Origin of the sequence: Qipengyuania sp. R86523, from assembly GCF_044596365.1 — a bacterium.
GTDB lineage: Bacteria > Pseudomonadota > Alphaproteobacteria > Sphingomonadales > Sphingomonadaceae > Qipengyuania > Qipengyuania citrea.
On record NZ_CP138997.1, the window covers coordinates 996,335 to 1,021,018 of the forward strand.

General features: G+C 65.3%; 28 protein-coding genes. 12 read left to right on the plus strand and 16 right to left on the minus strand.

Annotation, left to right across the window (positions count from 1 at the left end):
* Positions 1-38 precede the first annotated feature (38 nt).
* The 5 genes from fusA to SJY12_RS04885 all read right to left on the minus strand — a co-directional run bounded on the left by fusA (position 39) and on the right by SJY12_RS04885 (position 4,442).
* Positions 39-2,132: an elongation factor G gene (gene fusA / locus SJY12_RS04865; RefSeq protein WP_397506206.1), complete on the minus strand. Its 2,094-nt coding sequence runs from the start codon at positions 2,130-2,132 to the stop codon at positions 39-41.
* A gap of 117 nt (positions 2,133-2,249) precedes the next feature.
* Complete coding sequence (gene rpsG / locus SJY12_RS04870) at positions 2,250-2,720, minus strand: 30S ribosomal protein S7 (RefSeq protein WP_050599060.1); 471 nt, start codon at positions 2,718-2,720, stop codon at positions 2,250-2,252.
* A gap of 166 nt (positions 2,721-2,886) precedes the next feature.
* The gene (rpsL, locus tag SJY12_RS04875; protein WP_006831873.1) at positions 2,887-3,258 is read right to left on the minus strand and encodes a 30S ribosomal protein S12; all 372 of its coding nucleotides are present in this window, start codon (positions 3,256-3,258) and stop codon (positions 2,887-2,889) included.
* Between the two features lie 398 nt (positions 3,259-3,656).
* The gene (locus tag SJY12_RS04880) at positions 3,657-4,085 is read right to left on the minus strand and encodes a hypothetical protein (RefSeq protein WP_397506208.1); all 429 of its coding nucleotides are present in this window, start codon (positions 4,083-4,085) and stop codon (positions 3,657-3,659) included.
* A gap of 102 nt (positions 4,086-4,187) precedes the next feature.
* Positions 4,188-4,442: a cold-shock protein gene (locus tag SJY12_RS04885; RefSeq protein ID WP_230833688.1), complete on the minus strand. Its 255-nt coding sequence runs from the start codon at positions 4,440-4,442 to the stop codon at positions 4,188-4,190.
* 306 nt (positions 4,443-4,748) lie between these two features.
* Between SJY12_RS04885 and SJY12_RS04890 the strand changes: the two genes are divergently transcribed.
* Entirely contained in the window at positions 4,749-5,381 is a 633-nt protein-coding gene (locus SJY12_RS04890; protein WP_269420783.1) for a tyrosine-type recombinase/integrase, read from the plus strand.
* Positions 5,382-5,791: 410 nt separating this feature from the next.
* On the opposite strand, the gene SJY12_RS04895 is transcribed toward SJY12_RS04890, so the two are convergent.
* Positions 5,792-6,661, minus strand: a complete 870-nt coding sequence (locus tag SJY12_RS04895; protein ID WP_397506648.1) for an ATP-grasp fold amidoligase family protein — start codon at positions 6,659-6,661, stop codon at positions 5,792-5,794.
* A 193-nt stretch (positions 6,662-6,854) separates the two neighbouring features.
* Here SJY12_RS04895 and SJY12_RS04900 point away from each other — a divergent pair, with 193 nt between their 5' ends.
* Complete coding sequence (locus tag SJY12_RS04900; protein ID WP_397506211.1) at positions 6,855-7,631, plus strand: hypothetical protein; 777 nt, start codon at positions 6,855-6,857, stop codon at positions 7,629-7,631.
* Between the two features lie 38 nt (positions 7,632-7,669).
* Here SJY12_RS04900 and SJY12_RS04905 read toward each other — a convergent pair whose 3' ends face one another.
* Positions 7,670-7,954 (minus strand): DUF1289 domain-containing protein, encoded by a 285-nt coding sequence (locus SJY12_RS04905; RefSeq protein WP_063505817.1) that lies wholly within the window; start codon positions 7,952-7,954, stop codon positions 7,670-7,672.
* A gap of 88 nt (positions 7,955-8,042) precedes the next feature.
* Here SJY12_RS04905 and SJY12_RS04910 point away from each other — a divergent pair, with 88 nt between their 5' ends.
* The 3 genes from SJY12_RS04910 (at position 8,043) to SJY12_RS04920 (ending at position 9,107) form a co-directional block, all read left to right on the plus strand.
* Positions 8,043-8,369, plus strand: coding sequence for a hypothetical protein (locus SJY12_RS04910; RefSeq protein ID WP_397506213.1), 327 nt, complete (start codon positions 8,043-8,045; stop codon positions 8,367-8,369).
* A 94-nt stretch (positions 8,370-8,463) separates the two neighbouring features.
* Complete coding sequence (locus SJY12_RS04915) at positions 8,464-8,679, plus strand: hypothetical protein (protein ID WP_397506215.1); 216 nt, start codon at positions 8,464-8,466, stop codon at positions 8,677-8,679.
* Positions 8,676-9,107, plus strand: coding sequence for a GNAT family N-acetyltransferase (locus SJY12_RS04920; protein ID WP_397506217.1), 432 nt, complete (start codon positions 8,676-8,678; stop codon positions 9,105-9,107). The genes SJY12_RS04915 and SJY12_RS04920 overlap by 4 nt, the downstream gene beginning before the upstream one ends.
* Before the next feature lie 27 nt (positions 9,108-9,134).
* Here the strand turns inward: SJY12_RS04920 and SJY12_RS04925 are convergent, their stop codons facing one another.
* From SJY12_RS04925 to SJY12_RS04940, 4 genes are all read right to left on the minus strand, one after another.
* Complete coding sequence (locus SJY12_RS04925; protein ID WP_050599232.1) at positions 9,135-9,752, minus strand: TadE/TadG family type IV pilus assembly protein; 618 nt, start codon at positions 9,750-9,752, stop codon at positions 9,135-9,137.
* Position 9,753: 1 nt separating this feature from the next.
* On the minus strand, positions 9,754-10,365 hold the full coding sequence (locus SJY12_RS04930) for a TadE/TadG family type IV pilus assembly protein (protein WP_397506219.1): 612 nt from the start codon (positions 10,363-10,365) through the stop codon (positions 9,754-9,756).
* A gap of 8 nt (positions 10,366-10,373) precedes the next feature.
* Positions 10,374-11,957 carry a pilus assembly protein TadG-related protein gene (locus SJY12_RS04935; RefSeq protein WP_397506221.1) on the minus strand — a complete coding sequence of 528 codons (1,584 nt, stop codon included), beginning with the start codon at positions 11,955-11,957 and terminating at the stop codon, positions 10,374-10,376.
* 219 nt (positions 11,958-12,176) lie between these two features.
* Positions 12,177-12,980: a LysR substrate-binding domain-containing protein gene (locus tag SJY12_RS04940; RefSeq protein WP_063511389.1), complete on the minus strand. Its 804-nt coding sequence runs from the start codon at positions 12,978-12,980 to the stop codon at positions 12,177-12,179.
* A gap of 132 nt (positions 12,981-13,112) precedes the next feature.
* Here SJY12_RS04940 and SJY12_RS04945 point away from each other — a divergent pair, with 132 nt between their 5' ends.
* The 3 genes from SJY12_RS04945 (at position 13,113) to SJY12_RS04955 (ending at position 17,480) form a co-directional block, all read left to right on the plus strand.
* Positions 13,113-15,281: an RNA degradosome polyphosphate kinase gene (locus tag SJY12_RS04945; protein WP_397506223.1), complete on the plus strand. Its 2,169-nt coding sequence runs from the start codon at positions 13,113-13,115 to the stop codon at positions 15,279-15,281.
* On the plus strand, positions 15,278-16,807 hold the full coding sequence (locus tag SJY12_RS04950) for a Ppx/GppA family phosphatase (RefSeq protein ID WP_397506225.1): 1,530 nt from the start codon (positions 15,278-15,280) through the stop codon (positions 16,805-16,807). The genes SJY12_RS04945 and SJY12_RS04950 overlap by 4 nt, the downstream gene beginning before the upstream one ends.
* A gap of 64 nt (positions 16,808-16,871) precedes the next feature.
* On the plus strand, positions 16,872-17,480 hold the full coding sequence (locus SJY12_RS04955; protein ID WP_397506227.1) for a DUF305 domain-containing protein: 609 nt from the start codon (positions 16,872-16,874) through the stop codon (positions 17,478-17,480).
* Between the two features lie 37 nt (positions 17,481-17,517).
* Here the strand turns inward: SJY12_RS04955 and apaG are convergent, their stop codons facing one another.
* Together apaG and SJY12_RS04965 are read right to left on the minus strand one after the other, a co-directional pair.
* Positions 17,518-17,916 (minus strand): Co2+/Mg2+ efflux protein ApaG, encoded by a 399-nt coding sequence (gene apaG / locus SJY12_RS04960; RefSeq protein WP_050599272.1) that lies wholly within the window; start codon positions 17,914-17,916, stop codon positions 17,518-17,520.
* 319 nt (positions 17,917-18,235) lie between these two features.
* Positions 18,236-18,847, minus strand: a complete 612-nt coding sequence (locus SJY12_RS04965) for a 2-hydroxychromene-2-carboxylate isomerase (protein ID WP_397506229.1) — start codon at positions 18,845-18,847, stop codon at positions 18,236-18,238.
* A gap of 52 nt (positions 18,848-18,899) precedes the next feature.
* On the opposite strand from SJY12_RS04965, the gene SJY12_RS04970 reads away from it, so the two are divergent.
* The gene (locus SJY12_RS04970; protein ID WP_397506231.1) at positions 18,900-19,214 is read left to right on the plus strand and encodes an excalibur calcium-binding domain-containing protein; all 315 of its coding nucleotides are present in this window, start codon (positions 18,900-18,902) and stop codon (positions 19,212-19,214) included.
* A gap of 97 nt (positions 19,215-19,311) precedes the next feature.
* Positions 19,312-19,725 carry a DUF6628 family protein gene (locus tag SJY12_RS04975; RefSeq protein ID WP_063505516.1) on the plus strand — a complete coding sequence of 138 codons (414 nt, stop codon included), beginning with the start codon at positions 19,312-19,314 and terminating at the stop codon, positions 19,723-19,725.
* 13 nt (positions 19,726-19,738) lie between these two features.
* Here the strand turns inward: SJY12_RS04975 and SJY12_RS04980 are convergent, their stop codons facing one another.
* A complete protein-coding gene (locus SJY12_RS04980) occupies positions 19,739-20,944 on the minus strand; it encodes a trans-sulfuration enzyme family protein (protein ID WP_397506233.1) in 1,206 nt (401 codons plus the stop codon).
* A 31-nt stretch (positions 20,945-20,975) separates the two neighbouring features.
* Positions 20,976-21,524, minus strand: coding sequence for a TetR/AcrR family transcriptional regulator (locus tag SJY12_RS04985; RefSeq protein WP_341859883.1), 549 nt, complete (start codon positions 21,522-21,524; stop codon positions 20,976-20,978).
* 74 nt (positions 21,525-21,598) lie between these two features.
* Here SJY12_RS04985 and SJY12_RS04990 point away from each other — a divergent pair, with 74 nt between their 5' ends.
* Together SJY12_RS04990 and SJY12_RS04995 are read left to right on the plus strand one after the other, a co-directional pair.
* Complete coding sequence (locus SJY12_RS04990; RefSeq protein WP_050599243.1) at positions 21,599-21,985, plus strand: hypothetical protein; 387 nt, start codon at positions 21,599-21,601, stop codon at positions 21,983-21,985.
* 43 nt (positions 21,986-22,028) lie between these two features.
* Positions 22,029-23,300, plus strand: coding sequence for a phospholipid carrier-dependent glycosyltransferase (locus tag SJY12_RS04995; protein WP_397506235.1), 1,272 nt, complete (start codon positions 22,029-22,031; stop codon positions 23,298-23,300).
* 226 nt (positions 23,301-23,526) lie between these two features.
* Here SJY12_RS04995 and SJY12_RS05000 read toward each other — a convergent pair whose 3' ends face one another.
* The gene (locus SJY12_RS05000; RefSeq protein ID WP_397506237.1) at positions 23,527-24,669 is read right to left on the minus strand and encodes a glycosyltransferase; all 1,143 of its coding nucleotides are present in this window, start codon (positions 24,667-24,669) and stop codon (positions 23,527-23,529) included.
* Between the last annotated feature and the right edge of the window lie 15 nt (positions 24,670-24,684).

A 24,684-nucleotide genomic window follows, 5' to 3' on the forward strand; every position in this document is an offset into this window, starting at 1 on the left:
CGCTGAATCAGGCGCCGCCCCTAGACCTCAAAGCTGGCTTACGCAAGCTTCTCCTTGACTTCCTGCGCGACACTCGCCGGCACTTCGTCGTAGTGGCTGAACTGCATCGAGTACTGCGCACGGCCCTGAGTGAACGAACGCAGCTCGTTCACGTAGCCGAACATGTTGGCCAGCGGGACGAAAGCATCGACCGCCTGGGCATTGCCGCGGCTGTCGGTGCCCTGGATCTGGCCACGACGCGAGTTGATATCGCCGATGACGTTGCCGAGGTAGTCCTCGGGAGTCACGACTTCGACCTTCATCACCGGCTCGAGCAGCTTGATACCGGCACGCTCGGCCACTTCGCGCATCGCACCGCGACCGGCGATTTCGAACGCGATCGCCGACGAGTCGACATCGTGATACGCACCGTCGTATAGCGTGACGCTGAAGTCGATGATCGGGAAGCCGACGAGATGGCCGCTTTCGGCCTGCTCGCGGAAGCCCTTCTCGATCGCGGGGATGTATTCCTTCGGAATGTTACCGCCCTTGATCTCGTCTTCGAAGACGAAGCCCTGGCCGCGCTCACCCGGGGTGACCTTGACCTTGACGCGGCCGAACTGGCCCGAGCCACCCGACTGCTTCTTGTGGGTGTAGTCGACGTCGACCGGCTTGCCGAGATATTCGCGGTAAGCCACCTGCGGCGCACCGACATTGGCCTCGACCTTGAACTCGCGCTTCATGCGATCGACGAGGATGTCGAGGTGAAGCTCGCCCATGCCCTTGATGATCGTCTGACCGCTTTCGTGGTCGGTCGACACGCGGAAGCTGGGATCCTCGGCAGCCAGGCGGTTGAGCGCGACGCCCATCTTTTCCTGGTCGGCCTTGGTCTTGGGTTCGACCGACAGTTCGATGACCGGTTCGGGGAACTCCATCCGTTCGAGAATGATCGGATTGGCCGGATCGCACAGCGTGTTGCCGGTGGTGGTTTCCTTCAGGCCGGCAATCGCCACGATGTCGCCCGCGAAGGCTTCATCGATGTCTTCGCGATTGTTCGAGTGCATCAGCAACATGCGGCCGATCTTTTCCTTCTTCTCCTTGACCGAGTTCAGGACCGAACCCTTGGTCAGGTGACCCGAATAGACACGGGTGAAGGTGAGCGAGCCGACGAACGGGTCGTTCATGATCTTGAAGGCCAGGGCCGAGAACGGCGCTTCGTCCGACGACGGGCGCGTCTGCTCTTCGTCGCTGTCGGGCAGCACGCCCTTGATGGCCGGCACGTCGAGTGGGCTCGGCATGTAGTCGACCACCGCGTCGAGCAGGGGCTGGACGCCCTTGTTCTTGAACGCCGAGCCACAGATCACGGGCACGAAGTCGCGCGCCATGGTGCCCTTGCGGATCAGCTTCTTGAGCGTCGCTGCGTCGGGCTCTTCGCCTTCGAGATAGGCTTCCATGACATCGTCGTCCTGTTCGACGGCGGTCTCGATCAGCTTTTCGCGATATTCGGCGGCCTTGTCAGCGAGGTCGGCGGGGATGTCGACATACTTGAAGTCAGCACCAAGCCCGTCGTTTTCCCAGACGATACCGCGGTTATTCACGAGGTCGACCACGCCCGACAGATCGCTTTCCGCGCCGATCGGGAGGTAGAGCACCAGCGGGGTGGCGCCAAGACGGTCGATGATCGACTGCACGCAATAGTAAAAATCGGCGCCGGTGCGGTCGAGTTTGTTGATGAAGCACATGCGCGGGACGCCGTACTTGTCGGCCTGGCGCCAGACGGTTTCGGACTGGGGTTCGACCCCGGCCACGCCGTCGAACACGGCAACCGCACCGTCGAGCACGCGCAGGCTGCGTTCGACTTCGATGGTGAAGTCGACGTGCCCGGGGGTGTCGATGATGTTGATGCGGTGCTTCTCGCCCTTGCCGTCCTCGTTCTGCCAGAACGTGGTCGTCGCGGCCGAGGTGATGGTGATGCCGCGTTCCTGCTCCTGCTCCATCCAGTCCATCGTCGCGGCGCCGTCATGGACTTCGCCGATCTTGTAGGACTTGCCGGTGTAGTAGAGGATACGCTCGGTCGTGGTGGTCTTGCCGGCATCGATGTGGGCCATGATGCCGATGTTGCGGTACCGCTCCAGCGGATATTCGCGAGCCATGTGGATTTCCTCGATTTCGGGGTTAGCGCAGCTGCACGCCCCATATGGGTATCAGTATGACCGCTTGAAGACCGCGGGGAAGGAAACCCCCTCCCCCGGCCTTACAAGCAGGGCGCCCTACCAGCGATAATGCGAGAAGGCGCGGTTGGCGTCCGCCATGCGGTGCGTGTCTTCGCGCTTCTTGACCGCATTGCCGCGGTTGTTGGCGGCATCCATGAGCTCGCCCGAGAGACGTGCCGACATGGTGGTTTCCGGACGGCTGCGTGCCGCCGAGATCAGCCAGCGGATGGCCAGCGCCTGGGCGCGTTCGGGACGCACTTCGACGGGGACCTGGTAGGTCGCACCGCCGACGCGGCGGCTGCGCACTTCGACCTGCGGCTTGATGTTTTCCAGCGCGGTGTGGAACATTTCCACCGGGTTCGCCTTGGCCTTGGCCTCGACCACGTCGAGCGCGGTGTAGACGATGCCTTCGGCAACCGCCTTGCGGCCGTCATACATCAGGTTGTTCATGAACTTCGACAGCACCTGATCACCAAACTTGGGATCGGGCAGGATTTCCCGCTTCTCGGGACGACGACGACGTGACATGTCACGAATTCCTTCTTTTGAAGCCCCGCTCCCCTGCCCGTCACCCTGAACTCGCTTCAGGGTCCATTGGGCGGCATGGGCGGCGCTAGAACTTGCGAAACCTTCGCTTGCGGCACCATGGATCCTGAAACGAGTTCAGGATGACCTGACGCCGCAGGCCGTCAGGTCACTTCGGACGCTTGGCGCCGTACTTCGAACGGCTCTGCTTGCGGTCCTTGACACCCTGCGTGTCGAGCACGCCGCGCAGGACGTGGTAGCGCACGCCAGGAAGGTCGCGCACACGGCCGCCGCGGATCAGCACGACGCTGTGTTCCTGCAGGTTGTGGCCTTCGCCGGGGATGTAGGAGATGACTTCGCGCTGGTTGGTCAGGCGGACCTTGGCCACTTTACGCAGAGCCGAGTTCGGCTTCTTCGGGGTCGTCGTATAGACGCGGGTGCAGACACCGCGCTTCTGCGGGTTCTGTTCCATCGCAGGGACCTTGCTCTTGGCCTTCTGCGGAACGCGGCCCTTGCGGACCAGCTGGTTGATCGTCGGCATGAGTTCTCTCTTCACCGTGTGCCCGGCCCGGATGGGCCAAAGCGTTGAAGGTGGCGACTAGCGGGCTATCGGCGGTGTGATTTGGTCCAGCGTCACCCCAGCGCAGGCTGGGGTCTGTTTCCGCAAGCGCGAAGCAAGCGGCACGAGATTCCAGCGTTCGCTGGAATGACGACTGAACTGAATCACTCCACCCACGGCCCACATGGCCACCGGGTTACTTTGACGGCTGCCCCGAGCGTCCCCATGAGGATCGCTGCAATAGAAAAAGCCCGGGCGCATGACGCACCAGGCTCCGGGACATGACCGGCAATGTTCAGCTCTATCTGCCCTGTGAGGGAATCACGCGAGGCGGTTCCTGCACCGGATGGGGGCGCACATAGTTGGATGGGGGTGCGCGGTCAAGCCGTCCGGCATTCGTCCGCTGCACCCGTGTGCGAAAGCTGCCGCATGTGTTCGGCCACCGCAAGATCGAGATCCTGATACACATAGCCGCCGACATGGTACTGGCGCACCAGCGTGGTCCGCACCGCGGCGGGCGCGATCACCTCGGGCGGGTCGAGCGCACCGCCCTCCCCTTCCCATGAATTGACCGCCGCCGCTGCGCCCGGCTGCCCGGCCGCCCCGGCATAGGTGCCGTAGATGATCGTGTCGGGCTCGGCCAGCCGCATGGGTGCCTCGTGATCCTGCCGCAGTGCGCGCAGCTGGCGGATCCGTTCGGCATATTCCGCCACTTTGGTAAAATGGTCGTCGCGGCCCCGGTCGTTGCCGGCGGCGCTGGCTTGCATCACCGAGACCTGGTGGGCGTGGAGCAGTTCGTTGAGATCCATGGCACAGTCCCTTTCGGCGAATTGCCCCTGTCGGCGGAGCGCGGCGGGCGCGGTGGGAAAAGCCCGGGCGCACCTTGCGATGCGCCCGGGTCCCCGACCCGATCAGTTGGTCTGCGCGGCAGCCTGCTTGGGCTTGTCGCCGACTGCCTGCGTTTCGCGGCGCAGGTTCATGGCTTCGGGCTTCTTGCCGTCGACCTGGCGGGTTTCATAGCCGAAGCGCTGGCCCTGTTCGGGGGCGGCAGCGTCCTTGTGCAGGTCGGCCTTGACGAAGGCGAGCGGTTCGCCGCCCTTTTCGGGCGAGATGGTGCCGCTGCCCTTGCCGGTGTCATAGGTCTTGATGTTGCCAAAATGGGACATGGGTTCATTCCTTCAATTGCGCGCAGGCGTTCATCAGCGACCGCTTGTGCGCGGGCTAAGAGGCGGAATGGAAAGAAGGGAAGGCAACTGGCCCTCGGGACCGTCGATCACGACTGGTAGCTAAGTGTTATATGGGGGTAGCACGGTGGATTGCAAGGGGGGGGGCGGGGGTGCGGGGTCAAGGCTCAGTTGCCGGCGGAACATCAGCTTTGCGCCCCGATATCGGTCATTCGGGCTGTCGCTACGCGATCCTAAAAGCAGCCATTCGTTATCTACCTCGGCCAACTCCGGCCGAGGAGAAAGACAATGGGATATTCTAACTATGATAGCGCGGGACTAGGACGAGCAGCATGGAATGCTGGAAAGACTGTCGGGACAAAGCGACCGCTCACCCAGAAGCAGATTTGGGCGATCCGGTTCTTTTTGGATCGAGAGGGGCGGTTGCGGGATCGAACGCTGTTTGACTTGGCAATCGATAGCAAACTGCGAGGCTGCGATCTGGTCAAAATCAAGATCGGCGATGTGGTCGCAGGTGCCGACATCAGGAACCGAGCCACCGTAGTTCAGCAGAAGACCAATCGGCCGGTTCAATTCGAACTTACCAGCGATGTAAGAGCAACACTAATTTCTTGGCTGGAGAGGCGAGGAGGTAGCCATGCCGACTTCCTGTTTCCCAGCCGCATCGACCGCAATCACCACATGAGCACGCGGCAATACGCTCGGCTCGTTGATGAATGGGTGACAGCGATTGGCTTACGCAAAGCCGAATATGGAACGCATTCTCTACGACGGACCAAGGCCGCGATGATTTACCGGGCAACCGGAAACATTCGCGCGATCCAAATCCTCCTCGGCCATACGAAGATCGAGAACACGGTTCGTTATCTCGGAGTAGACGTTGAGGACGCTTTGCTCCTGGCCGAGCGAACAGAAATCTAACGCGAGAGCGGTCAATCAACACTTCCGGATGGCCGCTCTTTGGAAGCTCGGCTGCGACGCCAGACGTCCGCAATTGGGTGGTTAGCGGTCCTTGACTATGCCCCCACAGCTGTAGAAACGTCTGTGCAGATGAAGCGCGTTCACCCCTTACTTCTCGTCGTCGTCTTCGCGGCGTTGATCATTGTTGGCGTGGTATGGAAACTTTTTAGTGTTGACGAGTGCATGGACCGAGGCGGGACGGTGGTTGTGCCCATGAAGCGGTTTCAGCACTGCGCTGACTGAGTTGCCCCTGTCCGCTATCGGGTCGGCAGCAGAAAGGCGGGTTTCGGTAGGGCCAAGCCGAAGCTGTCCGGCCGTTCTAGAAGTCGACCGGCGGCAATGTGACCGGCGAGATTTGGGGTGGAATGCGGTCAGGCCGCTTCCACACTCTGTTCGTCGCTCCTGAACTCGCTATCACGCGCATTCAGCCACAACGCGCCAATTTTCAAATCGAGTTCCGGAGGGTCGAAGCGATCTAGTCCCGAACCCGGATAAAAGGTTACCTCACCAAATTTAGGCGTTCCATCGATCTCATAAAAATCCACCCGAGCGAAATCAAAGGCGCTCGCCATTCGTTCTGCAGCAGAAAGCATTCTCGCTAGGTTCGTCGGCGGTGGCGTTACAATCTCGCCGAACTGTGAGAGCTGCTGCCATTGCCGGTTATAAAGAATCCAGCGATGCCTTTGGCCTCGATCAATGTGGACTTGGACAAAGGTTGCCGTGCCAGCAAATACGTAGATCTTGTAGTCAACCGGCAGAGTTGTTTCGTCGCCCAAATAAGGTTCGACGAGATATCCTCTAGGAATTTGCCGGTATGCCCACTCGTCGAGCCACAGCCCGTAAGCTTTCGATGTCCATGTGCATGCTCGCTTTCGGGCCCGATGGTAGTCCGACTTATTGTGGCAAACGATATTCTGGTTGCAACCGTGACTGGCTTTCAGGATGATAGGAAACTCCCAATCAGGATCGCTAGGCAGTGAACTGCCAGTCCATATTGTCGGAATTATCCACTCATCGCCCAGCAAACGCGACGCATAAGTTTTCGCGGTAACCTTACTGATAAGGGGAGCCATTTGCGGATTTCGATCTGCAAGTTTCCGCCATTGCACCAATTCGGTAAATTTCTTCGGATTGCGAAGGTTGGGCAATCGTCCATGCCGCCAGAGATACGTTAGGCAAATACGAAGTTTTGATGATGGAATGAGCCAATGCGGCAACGAGGGTAGGTTTCGTAAATCCATCTGAAGCGAAGACGTGTATCCACGCTGCGGGTTCCAATCCACGCCGACAATCCTCTACAATGTCGGCTTTCGGGTCGTCTGCGGAAAGACCGTTTAGCGCATCCGCGAACCCTGAAGCAGACGGACCGCTATCGGCCCAGTTTGAGACAAACCATTTTCCTACTCGCCGAAAATATGCATTCTGCGCTCGGTCATGCCCTCCGACCGCCCCACCCTCACCCGCAAGATCGCGCGCCAAGCCACCTCCGCCGTCGCGCATATAGCGCCCGAGCCCGAGGACGACGATCCGCTCCTCGCCTTCGCACCCTTCCTCCACACCGCCCCGCGCCGGAATTCGATCACGCCCGAGCTCCAGCGCCGCTTCGTCGCCACGCTCGCCGCCACCGGCATCGTCAAGGTGGCCGCCAAGCGGATCGGGAAGAGCCTCGAGGCGCTGTACAAGCTGCGCGCGCGTCCCGGCGCGGAGGGGTTTGCCGGGGCCTGGGACGCGGCGCTCGAGCGCGGGGCGGCGCGGCTCGAGGACATGGCGATGGAGCGCGCCATGCTGGGCACGCGCACGCCGATCGTTTCGGGCGGCGAAATCCTCGGCCATTGGGACAAGCCCGACAATGCGCTGCTGCGCTTCCTCCTCGCGCACCGCCTGCCCGCGCGCTACGGCGCGCAGGCGCGCGCAATCGGCCCCGGCCACCCGGTGTGGGAGGAACTGGCCGCGCAGGCGCGCGCCGAAGTGGCCGAGATCAAGCGGACCATGCAGGACGAGGTCGCCGCGCGCGCGATCGCGCTGCAGACCTTCCGCCGGCGGCGGCTGTGGCGCCAGCGGCAGGCGGCGGGCGCCAGGGCGGGCGACATCACCGATGCGTGGGAGGCCGAGGACGCCGAGGGCAAGCCGCAGCTGCCCGCGTGGGACGATGCCGCAGTGCGCCGCGCGCGGACGATCCTGGCTGAGATGGAGGCGGACCCGCCGTTCTGACCGCTATGCGCAAGGCGCCGGGGATATGGCGGAACGGTTCAGCGCTGCAGCGCGCGGCCGCCGGTCATCGGATCGACCAGATGCGTGATGTCGCGCGGGGTGTGCGCGGGCGCGCGGCGTTCCAGCCGCAGCACGCCCGTGGGCGGATCGCCGGCCAGCGCGGCAGCGGCGCGCACCTCGGCAGCGGCGAGGATCTCGCGCTGGCGCGCCTCGCTCGCCACGGTCCATTCGCCGATCTCGCCCCAGCTGCGGCCGCAGCCGGTGCAATAGGTCTGGGCCGGATCGAGGCGGCAAACGCCGATACAGGGAGAGGCCAAGGTCATGCCTACGGGGTAAAATGGCACCGCGAGTTGGTCAAGCAGGTGGAACCACGAAGCGGCCTTTACCTTTGAGTTACAAAGGAGATCGACGATGCCGCCAACCGCAAGCGATTCGCCCGCCGCAGCCACCGATACCGCCGGGGACGCGGCGGCGCTGTACCTCGTGTGGCACGACCCCGAGGCCGCGCCCGCGGGGCCGCTCGACCTGCATGGCGACGGGCATCCGCTGGCCGACGGGCTGTGGCTGATCCGCTCGCCGCTGAGCCGCTCGAAGCTGTATCACCGGATCAAGTGGCAATTGCCCGGCGATGCCGCGCTCGCCTGCGCGCCGCTGGCGGACGATCCGGACGGCTGGCCCAAGTTCAAGGGCATGGCGGCGGGCGCGCTGGCGTGGCTGCGCGGGGGCTCGACCGGGTGAGCGATCTGTGGGCGACGGAGGTGCTGGCGCGGCGCGGCGAATGGCTTTAGGCTCGGCCGCGCGCGGCGAGTGCCGCACAGCGTGGAGAGGATCGATGGCCGACAGCGGCGACATACCTGCGGGACTGCGCGCGCCGGACGATTGCGGCGAGGCCTCGATCGTCACCCGGCTGGAAGACGGGCGCGCGATCTGCATCCGCACGGTGACCCCCGGCGACGAGGGACGCCTGCGCGCCGGCATCGCGGCGATGAGCCCGCGCTCGCGCTATTTGCGGTTCTTCTCCGGCGGGGCGAGCCCCCCGACTGGGTGATCGAACGATTGCTCGATGCCGATGGCGTGCTGCACCTCGCCTGGGGCGCGCTCGACCTGACCGATCCCGCGCAGCCGGCGATGGGCGTGGTCCACGCGATGCGCCCCGATGCGGGCGATGCGGTGGCGGAATTCTCGGTCGGGGTGGTCGATGCCTATCACGGGCTCGGCGTGGGCCGGCTGCTCACTGCGACGCTGCTGATCGACGCCGCGGCGGGCCGGATGGAAGCGCTGCGGGCGCATGTACTGTCGGAAAACGACGCCGCGCGCAGCTTCATCAAGCGGCTCGGCGGTGTGCATGTCGGGCAGGACGGACCGCAGGCCGTATACCGGCTCGAGGTCGCCCCCGCGCTCGACCGGCTGCGCGAGGAACGCCACCCGCCCGGGGTGAGCGACATCTTCGCGCATTTCGATGGCCCTGCAGGCTAGGAACGGCGGGAACCGCGCGGGCTGCGCTCAGCAGTCCATCTCGTCGAGGTTCTGCGTGTTGCTGATCTCGTTGTTCTGGCGCCCGCGCACGTTGAACGCGCTTTCGTAGCGGATCGTCGGCGGATCGAAGAAACCGGTGTCGACCAGCGGCTGATAGTCGTAGGTCGCCTCGACGAACATCACCGCGGTGCCTTCGAGCGCAGTGATCGTGTTGCTCCCATTGCCCATCCCGAACTCGAGGTCGTCGTTGTTCTTGCCGTCGCCTTCGACGCCATAGGACGACGAGACAGCCGTATCGTCGCCCCAGCAGCGTTGCCAGACGATGGTCTGCCCTTCCCTGCTGCCCGAGCGCCCGTTGTGCTCGAGGCTGGACAGCACGATACGGCCGTTTTCCTTGAACCCCAGCGCGCTGGAATTCGCTTCCGCCCCGCTGAACACTTCGTAGATATTGGCTTCGTCGATCCCCGAGGTCACGCGGCCCGCATTATCGGCCACGGTCATCGCCATCTGGCTGACCCGCAGGTGGGCCAGGGCGAGGTTCGTCAGCTCCAGACCGGCCAGCACCAGTGTGAGGAAGATCGGCGCCGCAAAGGCGAACTCGGTCAGGGCAAGGCCGCGGCTGTCGCGGCGCAGGGAGCGCAGCATCTCAAGCACAGATCACCGCCGCATTGGCCTGCTGCCCGAAGGGCTGGTTGCGCACTGCAGCCTGCAGTTCGAATTCGATGGTCGGGTTGATCGTGGGAATGAACGCGTGGAGCGGAAACAACCGCGGCGCGCTGACATCGGCGACATAGTGGACGACGTCCTCGGCCCCGCCCTGCCCGGTCTTGCCCGCATCGGTATCGAACTGGCCGTTGCCGTTCGCGTCTTCCCAGCAATCACCGTCGGCGGCATCGAACTGGCCGTTGCCGTTGTGATCGGTCATCAGCTTTTCCGGGTTCCCGATGTTCGAGAAATCGAAATAGCTTTGCTGGGTGACGTTTACCGTCGCATTCGGCGAGACCTTGCGTACCGTGCCGCGGATAAGGTTCTCGACCTTTTCCTCCACGGTCGATCCCGACGCGTTGATCGCAGGCGCTTCGACCGCGGCCCGGCGCGCCGCATCGTTGAGCGAGCCCTGCAGGACCGAGCGCACGTAGCTGTTGTACCCCAGTTCGATCCCGCCCATCAGCAGGATGACCATCGGAACGAGGATGATCGCGAACTCGACGATCGTCGCGCCGCTTTCGTCCCGGCGGATGCGGCGCAGCCTGGACATCGCCTGCCTCACCGCGTCAGCCTCAGATTGCCGATCCCGCGACCGATCCGTTCGAAGATGCTCTCGAGATCCGATCCGTCGGAAGTATAGAAATGGTCGGAGGTCGTTGCGCAGTCTTCGATATCGTCGGTATCGGTGACGTCGAGCGCAATCACCCAGATGGTCGTGCCGGTCGACTTCACGCGGTCGCATATCGAATCGAAGCGGTTGATGTGCTTGGTCGTCTGCGACTGCGACCCCTGGATCCGGTTGTGATAGCGATCGACGCCAAAGGCCGAATACAGCGTATCGCCGGTATCGAGCTTCCCGTCGGTCATGAAGACGATATGGCGGTTGACGGGCACGATACCGTGCTGCGTCGGGTTTTCGGAGGCGAACATGCCCGTCGGCGACAGGAAGCGGGCCCCCCACAGCATGCCGATGTCGTGATAGGTACCGCCGGTGACGTTGGCGGTGGCGGCGTTCACGGCGTTCTGGAACGCGGTTTCGGACACGTAGGTTTTCAGTTTCTGCGATTGCGACGGGCACCCGTTCTGCGACTGGCCGTTCTGACTGTCCGGATCGTAGCGGCCCCATTGATAGGCGGCGCTGTTGCCGTTGTTCGAAGCGGTTTCGTCGATGTCAGCCTGGCTTACCGTCTGCAGGATGGTTACCGGGCTGCCCGGCTGACCGACACTCGAGCGTTCCTCGATGCAACCTTCGGTGCTTTCCCGGAAACCGCGCCGATTATCCCACTTGGTGTCCCCAATCTTGACGGTCACGTCGCCGGGATATTTGTACTGCGGATCGTAAGTATAGGTGCGCCGCGTACTGCTCTGGTTTCTGTAGCCGCGGCTCGGGGCATCGTCTTCGTCGTTGTAGGTGTTCGTCGTGCAATAATCGGTGCGCCACCGTCCGTAGGAATAGTACTGGTAGCAAACGGTCTGCTCCCATTGTTCGCCTGCGTAGAGCTGGTCCTTGAGGACATCGTGATTCCCTAGGCTGCTCGCGACGTTCACAGTGTGCGAATAGGACACGATGCCGAAGCGGGTGATCGAGCCGTTGCTGGTATCGTCCAGCGCGCGAAACAGCCCCGCGGTGCCCGTGCGCAGCAATTCGATCTTGTCCTTGCTCCCGCCGGTCGAGGGACGCTGGGCCATCGACCCCGTGGTGTCGAGCACCAGCATCACGTCGTTATGACCCAGGTCGCGCTTGGCGTTGCACTCGGCCTCGATCGGGATTGCGTCATAGCCGAAAATATACATCAGCATCGTTGGGATCGTGGCGCTTGCCTCGCCCAGGAGCTGCGTGTTGTCGAGGGGATCCTTGCCGATATCGAAGACCCGGTCTCGCGCGCCCAGCGTTCCTTCGGGGAAGTTGAAGTCGAAGAACTTATCGGCTTCCGCTTCGTTCGCGCTCGTCCATCTGGTGCCGTCCATTGACTGGCGACCCGCGAGCGCCGCGGCGTCACAGGCGTTTTGCAGCTTGGCTTTCGCCATGTAGGCGAAGCTCAGGTCGAGCCCGCTGCCGACCACAAGGACAAGCGGCACCAAGGCTGCGGCGAAGATCGCCAGCGCGTTGCCCTTGGTGTCGGTTCGAAGATTTTGCAGCATACGGTTCACAAAGCCAGCCCCCTGTGGCCCCGGACTAACCGCCCCACCGTTAAGATCACCTTACCTGCGCGGGTTAAGAACCGGTTGAAATCGGTTCACCATGCGCATGCGCCCGCGCCTGCCGCGGGGCGGGTGGAACGGGGGAAGTTGGACGCTAACGGCCCGCCGTCTTCGGCGGTGCCTGCGGTGACGGATCGGGGCGCGCCGCGCGCGGCCGGATTACAGTTCCGCGGACAGGAATTCGACCAGCGTGCGGACCTTCTTGGTCCGCCATTGCGGCGTCGGTGCCACCATCCAGTAGGCGCGCGTGCCGGTGTGCGGCCCGTCGAGTACTTCGAGCCGGCCCGCATCGATCGCATCCTTGACCAGCAGTTCGGGCAGGATCGCCTTGCCCAGCCCGGCCAGCGCAGAGGACAGCGCCTGGCCCGCGTTGGACACGCTGACATGCGCCGCAATCCCGTCCTGCAGCGGCAGGCCCCAATCGATCCACTGGTCGGGGGCGCCGCCGTGCTGCGCAGGCCGGGCCACCGTGACGCGGCGCGCCTCGTCGAGTTCGATGCCCTGCAGGTCGCCCGGCCCGTCGACGAGCCGGATCGCGCAATCGAGATTCGCCTCGGTGAAATCGGCGTTCTCGTCGGCAACGAAGGTGAAGCGGATATCGGGATTCGCCTCGCCGAAGGTTGCCAGCCGCGGAGCCAGCCATTGCGCGTAGAATTCGCGCGGACAGGCGATCGTATAGCTGTCGGAAGCCTGGCCCGCCTGCATGGCGGAGACGCTTTCCTCGAACTTGAGGAACCCTTCGCGCAGCGCGTCGAGGCCCGCGGCGCCTTCCTGCGTCAGCTCCAGCCCCTTGCTGGTGCGGCGGAACAGCACCGTGCCGAGGTGATCCTCGAGCGCGCGGATCTGTTGGCCAACGGCGGCGGGCGTCACTGCCAGCTCGTCCGCGGCGCGGGTGAAGGAGAGATGCCGCGCGGCGGCATCGTAAACGCGCAGGGCGTTGAGAGGCAGGTGTGTACGCTTCATTGCGCGTTGCGACATAAATGCGGCAGCCGCAGGAAACAAGATGCCACCGCCCGCCCTTTCCTTTAGCGCGCCGGTCGGTCACACTGTCGCGCAACCGTCATATGCGAGGACCATGTTCCACACCGCACCACCATGACTGCAGAAACCTCCCCCCAGGCGCCGGCCAATGATGCCGGATCGCAAGACGTCCCGGCCGCCGCGCAGGACCTTTACACCAACCGCGAGCTGAGCTGGCTGTCGTTCAACCGCCGCGTGCTCGCCGAAAGCGAGAACGAACGCTACCCGCTGCTCGAACGGCTGCGCTTCCTGTCGATTTCGGCGAGCAATCTCGACGAGTTCACCATGGTCCGCATCGCCGGGCTGGAAGGCCAGGTGAACCGCGGGATCGAAACGCAGGCGATCGACGGGGCCAGCCCGCGCCAGCAGTTGGCCGCGATCCGCGACGAGCTGCTGCGGCTGGAAGACCGCCAGCAGGACAGCCTCGACCGGCTGAGCGGGCTGCTGGCCGAAGAAGGCATCGTGCTGGCCCCGGCCAGCGCGCTGGCCGCCGAACAGCAGGACTGGCTGGCCGAATATTTCGAAAGCGACATCCTGCCGCTGATCACCCCGCAGGCGATCGACCCCAGCCACCCCTTCCCCTTCGTCGCCAACAAGGGGATCGGCGTGATCTTCCGGCTCAAGCGCGGCAAGCGCCAGGCCGACCTGATCGAGATGGTGCTGATCCCCAGCGGTGCACCGCGCTTCGTCCGCGTGCCGGGGGAAAAGGCGATCTATGTCGCGATCGAACAGCTGGTGACGCGCTTTGCCGACCAGCTGTTCCCCGGCTTCAAGGTGCTCGGCGACGGGGTGTTCCGCGTGCTGCGCGACAGCGATATCGAGGTCGAGGAGGAAGCCGAGGACCTCGTGCGCTACTTCCGCACGGCGATCCAGCGGCGCCGGCGCGGCCGTACCGTGCTGCTCGAACTCGACGACGAATGCGACGACATCGCCGAGACGATGCTGCGCGAAGAGCTCGAGGTGCAAGAGAACATGATCGTCAAGTCGGGCGGGATGCTCGGCCTCGCCGATCTCGCCACGATCTGCAACGAGCCGCGGCCCGATCTGAAATTCGAACCCTTCAGCCCGCGCTATCCCGAGCGGATCCTCGAACATGACGGCAACTGTTTTTCCGCCATTCGCGAGAAGGACCTCGTGATCCACCACCCGTTCGAGAGTTTCGACGTGGTGGTCGACTTCCTGCGGCAGGCCGCGCGCGACCCGGCGGTGATGTCGATCAAGCAGACGCTGTACCGTGCGGGCGACCAGTCGCCGGTGATCGCGGCGCTGATCGAGGCGGCGCAGAACGGCAAGGCAGTGACCGCGGTGGTCGAACTGAAGGCGCGTTTCGACGAGGAACGCAACATCCAGTGGGCCAGCGAGCTCGAACGCGTCGGCGTGCAGGTGATCTACGGCTTCACCGAATGGAAGACGCACGCCAAGGTCAGCCTGGTGGTGCGCCGCGAAGAGGACGGCTATCGCACCTACTGCCATTTCGGGACGGGCAATTACCACCCGATCAACGCCAAGATCTACACCGACCTCAGCTTCTTCACCGCCGATCCGGCGCTGGGGCGCGATGCGGCCAAGGTGTTCAATTTCATCACCGGCTATATCGAGCCCGACGATCTGGAAAAGCTGTCGCTGTCGCCGATCGACCTGCAGGCGCGGTTGTTCAGCCTGATCGACGCCGAGATCGCCAATGCGCGCGCGGGCAAGCCGGCGGGGATCTGGGCGAAGCTCAATTCGATCACCTACCGGCCGATGATCGACAAGCTCTACGAAGCCAGCCAGGCGGGGGTCGAGATCCACATGATGGTGCGCGGCATCTGCAGCCTGCGCGCGGGCCTGCCGGGCGTGTCGGAGAACATCCGCGTCAAGTCGATCATCGGGCGCTTTCTCGAACATTCGCGCGTCTGGGCCTTTGCCAATGGCAAGGCGCTGCCGAGCCGGCAGGCGAAGGTCTATCTGACCAGCGCCGACGCCATGAGCCGCAACCTGCTGCGGCGGGTCGAGGTGATGGTGCCGATCACCAACAAGACAGTGCACGATCAGGTGCTGGGACAGGTCATGCTCGCCAATATCCTCGATACCGAACAGAGCTGGCAGCTCGAACCCGATGGCCAGTACCACCGGCTGCGGCAAGGCGACGGCGGGTTCAACTGCCACCAGTATTTCATGGCCAATCCCTCGCTGTCGGGCCGCGGTGCGGCGCTGGCCGAGCACGAGGTCCCGCGCCTCACGCTGGGAGGAGCGAGCGAATGAACAAGTCGCGTTCGGCCAAGTGGCAGCGCCGCCTGATCCAGCCGCCGCGCGCGGTCATCGACATCGGTTCCAACACCGTGCGCATGGTGATCTACGAAGGCACTGCGCGCGCGCCTGAAGTGGTGTGGAACGAGAAGGTCTCCGCCCGGCTCGGCCGCGATCTGGCGGATAGCGGCGCGATCCCCGAGGAAGCCGCCGAGGAAGCGCTGGCCGCGCTGGCGCGCTATGCGCTGATCCTGCATGATCTGGGGGTGGAGGACGTCCAGACCGTCGCCACCGCCGCCGCGCGCGACGCGACCAATGGCAGCGAATTCCTGGCCAGGGTGGCCGCGCTCGGCCTGGAGCCGCGCCTGCTCTCGGGCGAGGAGGAAGCCACCGCCTCGGCGATGGGCGCGCTCGGCGCGTTCCCGGGCGCGCGCGGCGTGGTTGCCGACCTCGGCGGGGGCAGCCTCGAACTGGTCTCGGTGGCGGACAACAGCTGCCACGAGGCCGCCAGCCTGCAGCTCGGCACGCTGCGCCTGCCGGCCCTGCGCGCGCGCGGGTCCGAAGCGTTCGAACAGGCGGTGCGCAAGCAGCTCGGCTCGGCCGGCTGGGCCGCGGCGCACCCCGGGCCGATGTACATGATCGGCGGCACATGGCGCGCGCTGGCGGCCTATGCGATGCGCTATTTCGACTATCCGCTGACCGACCCGCACGGCTTTTCCCTCGCCCCCGAGGACGCGCACCGGCTGGCGCAGGAGCTGGTCGCCGCCGACCCCGAGCAGCTGATGGAAATCTCGGGCATCAGCGCGATGCGCGCGCATTACCTGCCCGACGCCGCCGCGCTGCTGCGCCCGCTGCTCGACACGATCGGTCCCGAGGAGCTGATATTCTCGTCCTGGGGCCTGCGCGAGGGGCTGCTCTACGCGCGGCTCGAACCGGCGCAGATGAAGGCCGACCCGCTGCTCGCGGGGGTTACCGCCTATGCCTCGCCGCGCGACGCCTCGATCACCGATGCGACGCTGTTGTCTGCCTGGACGGTCAGCCTCACCGATGGCGATGGCAGCGTCAACGAGCGGCTGCGGCTGGCCGCCGCGCAGCTGTCGGGCGCGTTGCAGCGGGTCGAACCCAACCTGCGCGTCAGCCATGCGATCGAATGGCCGCTGGGCAAGCGCTGGATCGACCTCGACGCGCGCGGCCGTGCGATGATTTGCGCCGCATTGTTCGGCAGCATGGGCCGCACCGACGTGCCCGAGAAGCTGAGCGAACTGGCAAGTGACGACGACCTGCGCGAAGGCATCACCTGGGGCCTGGGCTACCGCCTCGCCCGGCGGCTGGGCGGCGGCAGCCGCATGTCGCTCACCACCAGCGCGCTGAGGCGCAAGAAGAAGAGCCTCGTACTGCGGCTCGACGAAAGCCGCGCGGCGCTGGCCACCTATCCCGCCATGCGCGAGTTCGAGGCGCTGGCCGACTGGCTCGCCCTTAAACCGAAGGTCAAGGTCGGCAGCTTCAAGTTCGGCGGCGAGGAAGAGGAAGAAGAAGAGTAACCCCGCGCGGTCCGGAACAACGCGCGGCGCCCGCCCGTTGGCTTACCCCACAAGGGGAGAATCGATGACCGACGAACAGCGCAGTTCCGGCCACGGCATGTGGCCGACCTTCTTCGCCATGATCGCGACCTCCATCGTGACCATGTTCGTGCTGAAATATTCGGCGCTGTGGGAGCTTGACCACGCCTTCTTCAGCCAGACGCGCATGTGGATGGCGCTGATGATGGGCATGGCCATGATCGTGATCATGCTCGGCTTCATGTGGGGCATGTACCGCAGCCTCGCCACCAAGATCGCCGTGACGGCCCTGGCCTGCGTTGGGTTCGCGCTGTTCCTGTTCCTCGTGCGCAGCCAGCACACGGTCGAGGACGAGTTGTGGATGAAGGCCATGATCCCGCACCATTCGATCGCGATCCTCACCAGCGAGCGCGCCGCGATCAGCGATCCGCGCGTGCGCGAACTGGCCGATGCCATCATCGAGGCACAGGTAAGGGAAATCGCCGAAATGAAACTGCTGCTGGCGGATATCGAGGCCAATGGCGAACGCGGGGACGGCACGCCGCTGGAACCGCGTACCGCCAAATTGACGCCCCGGCTGGAAGCCGAGGCGAAAGCCGTGCTCGATCGCCCGGTATCGGGCCCCGTCGATGCCGAGGCGGGCCTGGCGCGCTAGCCAGCCCGCGCCGCTTGCGTGCCTGCGGCCGCGCGGCCTAGTTTGCCGTGGCGGGCGCGGCGAGCGGGAAGAAGGGAATGCGCACTTCGCGCGGCGAGCCATCTTCGGCCTTGAAGGTGTAGAACCCTTCCATCGAGCCATGCGGCGTGTCGAGCGGACAGCCCGAAACGTAATCGTGGCTCTGCCCGGGCTTCAGCACCGGCTGTTCGCCGACCACGCCTTCGCCATCGACATGGCTGACCAGCCCAGCCCCATCGGTGATGCGCCAGTGGCGCGTCATCAGCTGGACCTGTTCGTGCGAGCCGTTTTCGATGCGGATGTGATAGACCCAGAACCACTTGCCCGCGTCGGGCTGCGATTGTTCGGGCAGGAAGTTCACCGCGACCCGGACGGTAATCCCGTCGGTCATGGCGGCATGCTGGAAGAGCTCCTTGATCACCCCCCCAATCTAGCGCGCCAACCGTGTGGCGCAAGGAAACGGGCAAAATTTTCCTCCGCAATGCGGCAAGTTAACATCGGTTTACCGGGATCGTAGAGATATTCCCAAGCCCTCGGGTGCATTACGGATGGCAGGGTCGCACCTGATTATTGCCGGAGCCATTCGGGTCGCACGGCCGATTGGTTGGTCCGACAACCGGGGGGAGTCGGAATATGTTTTATGCATTGCTGAGGCGTCTTGTGCGCGACGAAGGCGGCGATCTGCTATCGGGTATGGCGCTGGCGCTGCCCTTGCTGATCATTGCGGTATTGCTCGGTTAAGGCTGTCCGCCGCCGAGGAAATCCTCGAGCTGGCCCAGGCGTTCCTTGCCGAACCACATCTCGCCATCGACGAAAAAGGTCGGGATGCCGAAGGCGCCGCGCTCGACCGCGCGTTCGGTGTTTTGGGCCAGCCGCGCCTTCACCGCCGGGTCCTGCGCCGCGGCCAGCAGCGCCGGTGCGTCGAAACCCGCCTGCGTCAATTCCGCACCCACCGCGTCGGCATCGCTGCAATCGATGTTGCGTTCCCACACTGCCGGCAGCAGCGCTTCGACGAGCGCCTGCCGCTGCGCTTCGTCAGCCGCCGCCGCCAGCACGCGCTGGAGCAGGATCGAATTGAACGGCAATGCCGGGTGCATCCTGAACCGGTGCATGCCGTGACGGTCGACGAAGCGCTGGAACTCGAGCGCCGCATAAGCGACCTTCCCCTTGACCCCGGCATCGCGGATCATCGGCGGGGCATTGCCGGTCAGCTTGTGCATCCCGCCGAGGAACACCGGCGTGACCTCCAGCCGCGCCCCGGTGCGCGCGGCGATGTCCTTGAGCGGATACCAGGCGAGATAGCCATTGGGCGCGGCGATATCGAAAATGAATTCGACGGTTGCAGTCATCGTGTTCCTCCCCTTTTCACTGCGATAACGCCTGCGTGCTAGGGAGGCGAGGATGAAACATCTTTCCCTGCTGCTGCCCTGTGCACTGCTGGCCCTGCCGTCACCGCCCGCACAGGCGCACCCGGGCGGACTGAACGCCGAGGGATGCCACAACAACCGGCAGAGCGGCGGCTATCACTGTCACCGCAACCGCCGATCCAGCCCGCAAGCCCCCACTGCGCAGCTGCGCGGGGGCGTCTATTTCGCCAATTGCGATGCGGCCCGCGCCGCACGCGCCGCGCCGATCCTGCGCGGACAGCCGGGCTATCGCCCCGCACTCGACCGCGACAATGACGGGGTCGCCTGCGAACCCTATGGCGGGCGATAGGGCGTGCCGCGGGGGAGATCGGGCGGTGGAAGACCCGCAGATAATACTTGCGAGTGATTTGCAATAGCATAGGATGGCGGCCGGCAAAGGAGATTGCATGGCCCATTCGCACGATTCGACCACACTCGACCTTCCGCTCCCCGCGCGGCGGCACCAGACGCTGGGACTTGTCCTCGTCCGCCGGATCGCCGGTCACGGGCTGCACGATGCGCGGGCGACCATGCTCGCGCTCGATGCCAGCGGCGCGGAGTTCCGGCGGCTGCTGGTGCTGACGCGCGCGCTGGTCGTCGACCTGGCGCGCACCTCGCGGCGCAAGATCCTGCTCGCGCCGTGCTGCGCGGCGGGGATGACGCGCGACGAAGGGCTGCTGATGGCGCTGATCGGCGGCGGCGGGCTCGACGTGCATGGCGCGCTGACCGACGATGCGCGCTGCACCGATGCGCTCACCACCGCGCACGCGCTGGGCGAGGAACTGGAGCGGGTGGCGACGCGCAACGCGTGGCGCGGCTGAACGCGGCGGCGGGTTAGAGCCCCGCGGCGGTAAGCGCTCGGTCGAGGTCTTCCTTTACGTCCTCGACGTCCTCGAGCCCCACGTTGATCCGCAGTAGGCCTTCGGTCACGCCCATCGCGTCGCGCGCCTCCTGCGTCATGCCCGCATGCGTAGTGCTGGCGGGATGGCACATCAGGCTGCGCGAATCGCCGATATTGTTCGAGATATCGACCAGCTGGAGCGCATCGAGCAGCTTGAACGCGGTCGCCCGGTCGCCCACGTCGAGCGCGAAGATCGGGCCGGTGGCGACCATCTGTTCCATTGCCAGATCGTGCCGCGGGTGGCTGGCCAGCCCGGGGTGCAGGATGCGCGGCAGCCGCGGTTCGATGAAGGTGCCCAGTTCGACCGCATTCGCGCTCTGGCGGCGGGCGCGCAGGTCGAGTGTTTCGAGCCCCTTGAGCACCACCCAGGCGTTGAACGGCGAGATATTGGGGCCGGTGTTGCGCTGGAAGGGCAGCAGCACCTCGTCGATCCATTGCTGCGATCCGCACACCGCGCCCGCGAGCACGCGGCCCTGCCCGTCCATCAGCTTGGTCGCCGAATAGGCGACCACGTCGGCGCCGTAATCCATCGGGCGCTGCAGCGCGCTGGTGGCGAAGGCGTTGTCGACCACGGTGGTGATGCCATGCGCCCTGGCGACGGCGCAGACATGCGCCAGATCGACCACGTCGAGCGTGGGGTTGGCGGGGGTTTCGAAAAAGAACACCTTGGTGTTGGGCCGGATCGCGGCTTCCCACGCATCGTTATCGGCGCTGTCGACCACGGTGGTCTCGATCCCGAAGCGCGGCAGCAGGTGATCGAGCAGCCAGCGGCACGAACCGAAGGCCGCGCGCGCGCCGACCACGTGGTCGCCCGCCGAAAGCTGGCACAGCAGCGCGGTGGTCATCGCCGCCATCCCGCTGGCCTGCGCGCGGCATGCCTCGGCGCCTTCCATCAGCGCGATGCGCTCCTCAAGCATGGCGACGGTGGGGTTCTGCAGGCGCGAATAGGTCATGCCCGCATCATCGCCCGCGAAGCGATCGGCGACGGTCTGCGCATTGTCGTAGCTGTAGCCCGAGGTGAGAAACAGCGCTTCGCTGGTCTCGCCCTGCTCGCTGCGCCAGGTGCCCCCGCGCACCGCCTGCGTCGCGGGCCGCCAGCGGGAGGTGATCGAACGGTCGGTGCCGGTGGTGTTCTTCATGGCAGGCGCGATAGCACGCGCGCGGCGCGCATCAAGCGGGTCGCCCTTCCAAGGCTGCAAGCCCCGCTTCGGCAATGTCGCCGCGCCCCACCGCGCGCAGCGCCTGGGCACCCTCGATCGCGGTCAGCACCGCACGGGCGCCCGCAGCCGGATCGGGATCGCTCGCCGGCAGGTGATCGACCACCCATTCGAGCAGGACCTCCATCATCCCGCCGGCCGCCGCGAGATAGGCGGCATTCCCGGCCGAGCAGCCCGCGACGATGTCCCACCATACCCGCAGGAAGGGTGCGAATGCGGGCTGCCCCGTAACCGCATAGACCGTTTCCGCACAGGCGCGGCGCGAGGCACTGCGCGCTTGCGGGAAAGCGGAATCAAGCGCGTCGGCGAACCGGGCGACAAGGTAATCGAGCAGCGCTGCGACCAGCGCGTCCTTATTCCCGAAATGGTAGATCAGCATGCGGTCGCTGGTCCCTGCCGCCCTGGCAAGCGGACGCAGCGAGGCATCGGCGAGCCCGTGCGCCATCACATGCGCCGCCAGCAATGGCAGCAGCGTTTCGCGGGACATGCGGGCGGGTGACATGCGCATCTTGTAGCAGTCGCTACAAGGGGCTACAAGTGTAGCACTCGCTACATCCGATTCGGGAGCCGACTACCGTGACACCCTACGTAATCCTCTTCCTTGCCGGGCTGGTGGGAGTGCTGGCCGCCCTCGCCCATATCCTGACCGCTCGTGCCGAGACGGGCAATCCGCTCCTCGCCGCATTGCTTGCGGCGGGCTTCGGGTTCTTTACCGCCGTGACGATCGCCCGCGACGGCGTGATGCCGGTGTGGGTTAACCACACTTCGAACCTGTGGGGCATCCAGGTGTGGTGGGACCTGCTGTTCGCGCTGGGTATCGCGTGCTTTTTCGTCGTTCCGCGCGCCCGTGCGCAGGGGATGGCGGTGCCGCTGTGGCTGTTGTTCGTCGCGGCGACTGCCAGCATCGGGCTGCTCGCCATGGTCGCCCGGTTGTTCTGGCTGGAACGGCGCACAACCGGCTGATCCGCCTTGATGCGGGTGCGCGGCTTACCTAAGCCGGTTCGCGATGAGCCGCGCGCCCGAACAGGTCCAGGATCCGCTTCGCTGGTGCGCCGCGCTGGCGCTCGCCTTCTGGCTGGCCTGCCTGCCGTATCTGACCGCGGTGCCGCACCCCTATTTCGACGAGGTCCACTACCTGCCCGCCGCGCGCGAGCTGCTGGTGCTGGGCGAATTCACCAATCGCGAACACCCCCTGCTGGGCAAGCAGCTGATCGCGCTGGGGATTGCGCTGTTCGGCGACAATCCGGTCGGCTGGCGGTTGCTGCCCACGCTGCTGGGTACGCTGGCGCTGTTCGGCGCGATGCGGGCGCTGTGGTTCGCCAGCGCCAGCCGTTTCGCCACGCTTGCCTACGGCGTGCTGCTGGCGACCGGTTTCCACCTGTTCGTGCATGCGCGCATCGCCATGCTCGACATCGTCTACCTCGCCTTCCTCGCGCTGGCCGCATCGCAGTTCGCCGCCGCGATCCGCCAGCCCGAACAGGGCCGCTGGCGGCTGGCTCTGACCGGGATCGCGCTGGGGCTGGCGATGGGCGCGAAATGGAACGCGCTGGTTGTCGCCATGCTCCCGGGGCTGACCTTCCTCGTCGCGCGCACGCTGGCGGGTCGCCGCCGGCTACTGCTCAGCCGCCGCGGCGCGCCCGTCCCCGGGACCACGCTGCTCGAGGCCGCGCTGTGGCTCGGCGCGGTGCCGCTGGCGGTCTATGCCGCGACCTACCTGCCGGCCTTCTTCTTCCGCCTGCACCCGATCACCGAGGGGCTGGTGTTCCACCACCAGTTCATGCTGTCGCAGCAGGAACAGGTGCTGAAGCCCCATCCCTACCAGTCGACGTGGGAGCAATGGGTGCTCAATGCGCGGTCGATCTGGTATCTCTACGAACCGGTCGCGGGGATTCAGCGCGGGATCATGCTGATCGGCAATCCGCTGACCATGCTGCTCGGCCTGCCCGCGCTGGCGTGGTGCGCCTGGCACGGGGTGATGCGCCGGCACTGGGCGGCGCTGGGCACGGCGCTGCTCTATGCGGCGAGCCTGGGTTTCTGGGTGGTCGCAACCAAGCCGGTGCAGTTCTACTACCATTACGCATTGCCGAGCATGGCGCTGCTCGCCGCGCTGGCACTGGTGTGCGATGCGCTGTGGCAGGGCGGCTGGCGCAAGAGCGCGCTCGCGCCGGTGATCGGCAGCGTGCTGGTGTTCGCGTGGTTCTACCCGATCATCAGCGCCGCGCCGCTCGCCGGCCCCGACAGCTTCGCCGTGTGGACCTGGATGGAAAGCTGGAGATAGGGTTTTGGTGGGGTGCGTGAAGCGCATCCGCGCTTCCCTTTCGGCTGCACCGGCCCACTCCCCCACCCGGCCACCCACGGGATCATACTGACTGGGTGGCCGGGTGGGGGAGTGGGCTGGTGCCGCAAGCCTTCGACGGATGTCGAAGGCGCACACAACAAAAACTCAGGCGTGGGCTGGTGCCGCCGCAAGGTCAGGACGGATGCCCTGACCGCACGCCCGAAACCTAATACCGCCCCCACACGAAGCGGCTCGACAGCGCGTAGTTCCATACCGAGCCGATGCCGATGCCGACCAGCGCGGCGAGGACTTCGTGCAAGCCGCGGTCGTTGAGCGTGGTGGCCACCGCGACATTGGCGAAGGCGCCGATCGAACATGCGGCGATGAAGCTGAGCCAGCCCCAGAACAGGCGGTCCGCCTCTTTCAGCCGGCGGTCGCGATAGGTGAGGAAATTGTTGAGCCAGAAGTTGAAGGTCATCGCCCCGAAAGTCGCGACCGCCTGGCTCCAGCCGAAATTGGTCCCTGCCACCAGCATGAAGGCATAGAGGATCGCCATGTGCACGCCGATGCCGATGACCCCGACCGTGCCGAACAGCGCGAAGCGCGTCGGGATGATCCGACCGAAGCTCTTGTCGTACAGCCCGGCGAGGAAATCGAGCGCGATCGCGCGGTCGAGCTTGCTTTCGCCGGAGCGGCGGGCGGAGAAATTCATCGGGAAATCCTTCACCTTGAGCGGTGTTTCGGAAGTGGCGAGCAGGTCGAGCAGGATCTTGAAGCCGATGCCGGAAAGGCTGGGCACCAGCCGCCGTGCAGTCGCGCTGGGCAGCAGGAAGAAGCCGCTCATCGGGTCGCTGAGTTCGACCCCGGTGAGCTTGCGCGCCAGCATGTTGGCGACGCTGGAAAGCTTCTCGCGGTCGGGGCGGCCCCATTCCTCCATGCTAGCACCTTCGGCGAAGCGGCTGGCGACCGCGACATCGGCGTCCCCCGCTTTCACCGCGCCAAGCATGTCGACCAGCAGCTTGGGATCGTGCTGGTGGTCGGCATCCATCACCGCGACATAGGGCGCCGCAGTGGCGCAGAAGCCCTCGATCGCCGCGCTCGACAAGCCGCGCCGGCCGATGCGCTGCAGTACCCGCACGCGCGGATCCGAGAGCGACAGACGCCGCGCTTCGTCGCTAGTACCGTCGGCGGAATTGTCGTCGACCACCAGCACTTCCCAGCCCGATGCGCCCAGCGCGCCTTCGATCCGCTCGACCAGCGGGGCGAGATTGTCGCGCTCGTTGAGCGTGGGCAGGATGATCGCCAGCTCCAGTGGGCGAGCGCTGGCAGCGGTGGAGGTAGCCGGATCGGGCTGCATCTGCGGTGTCATGTCCATTGCATGACC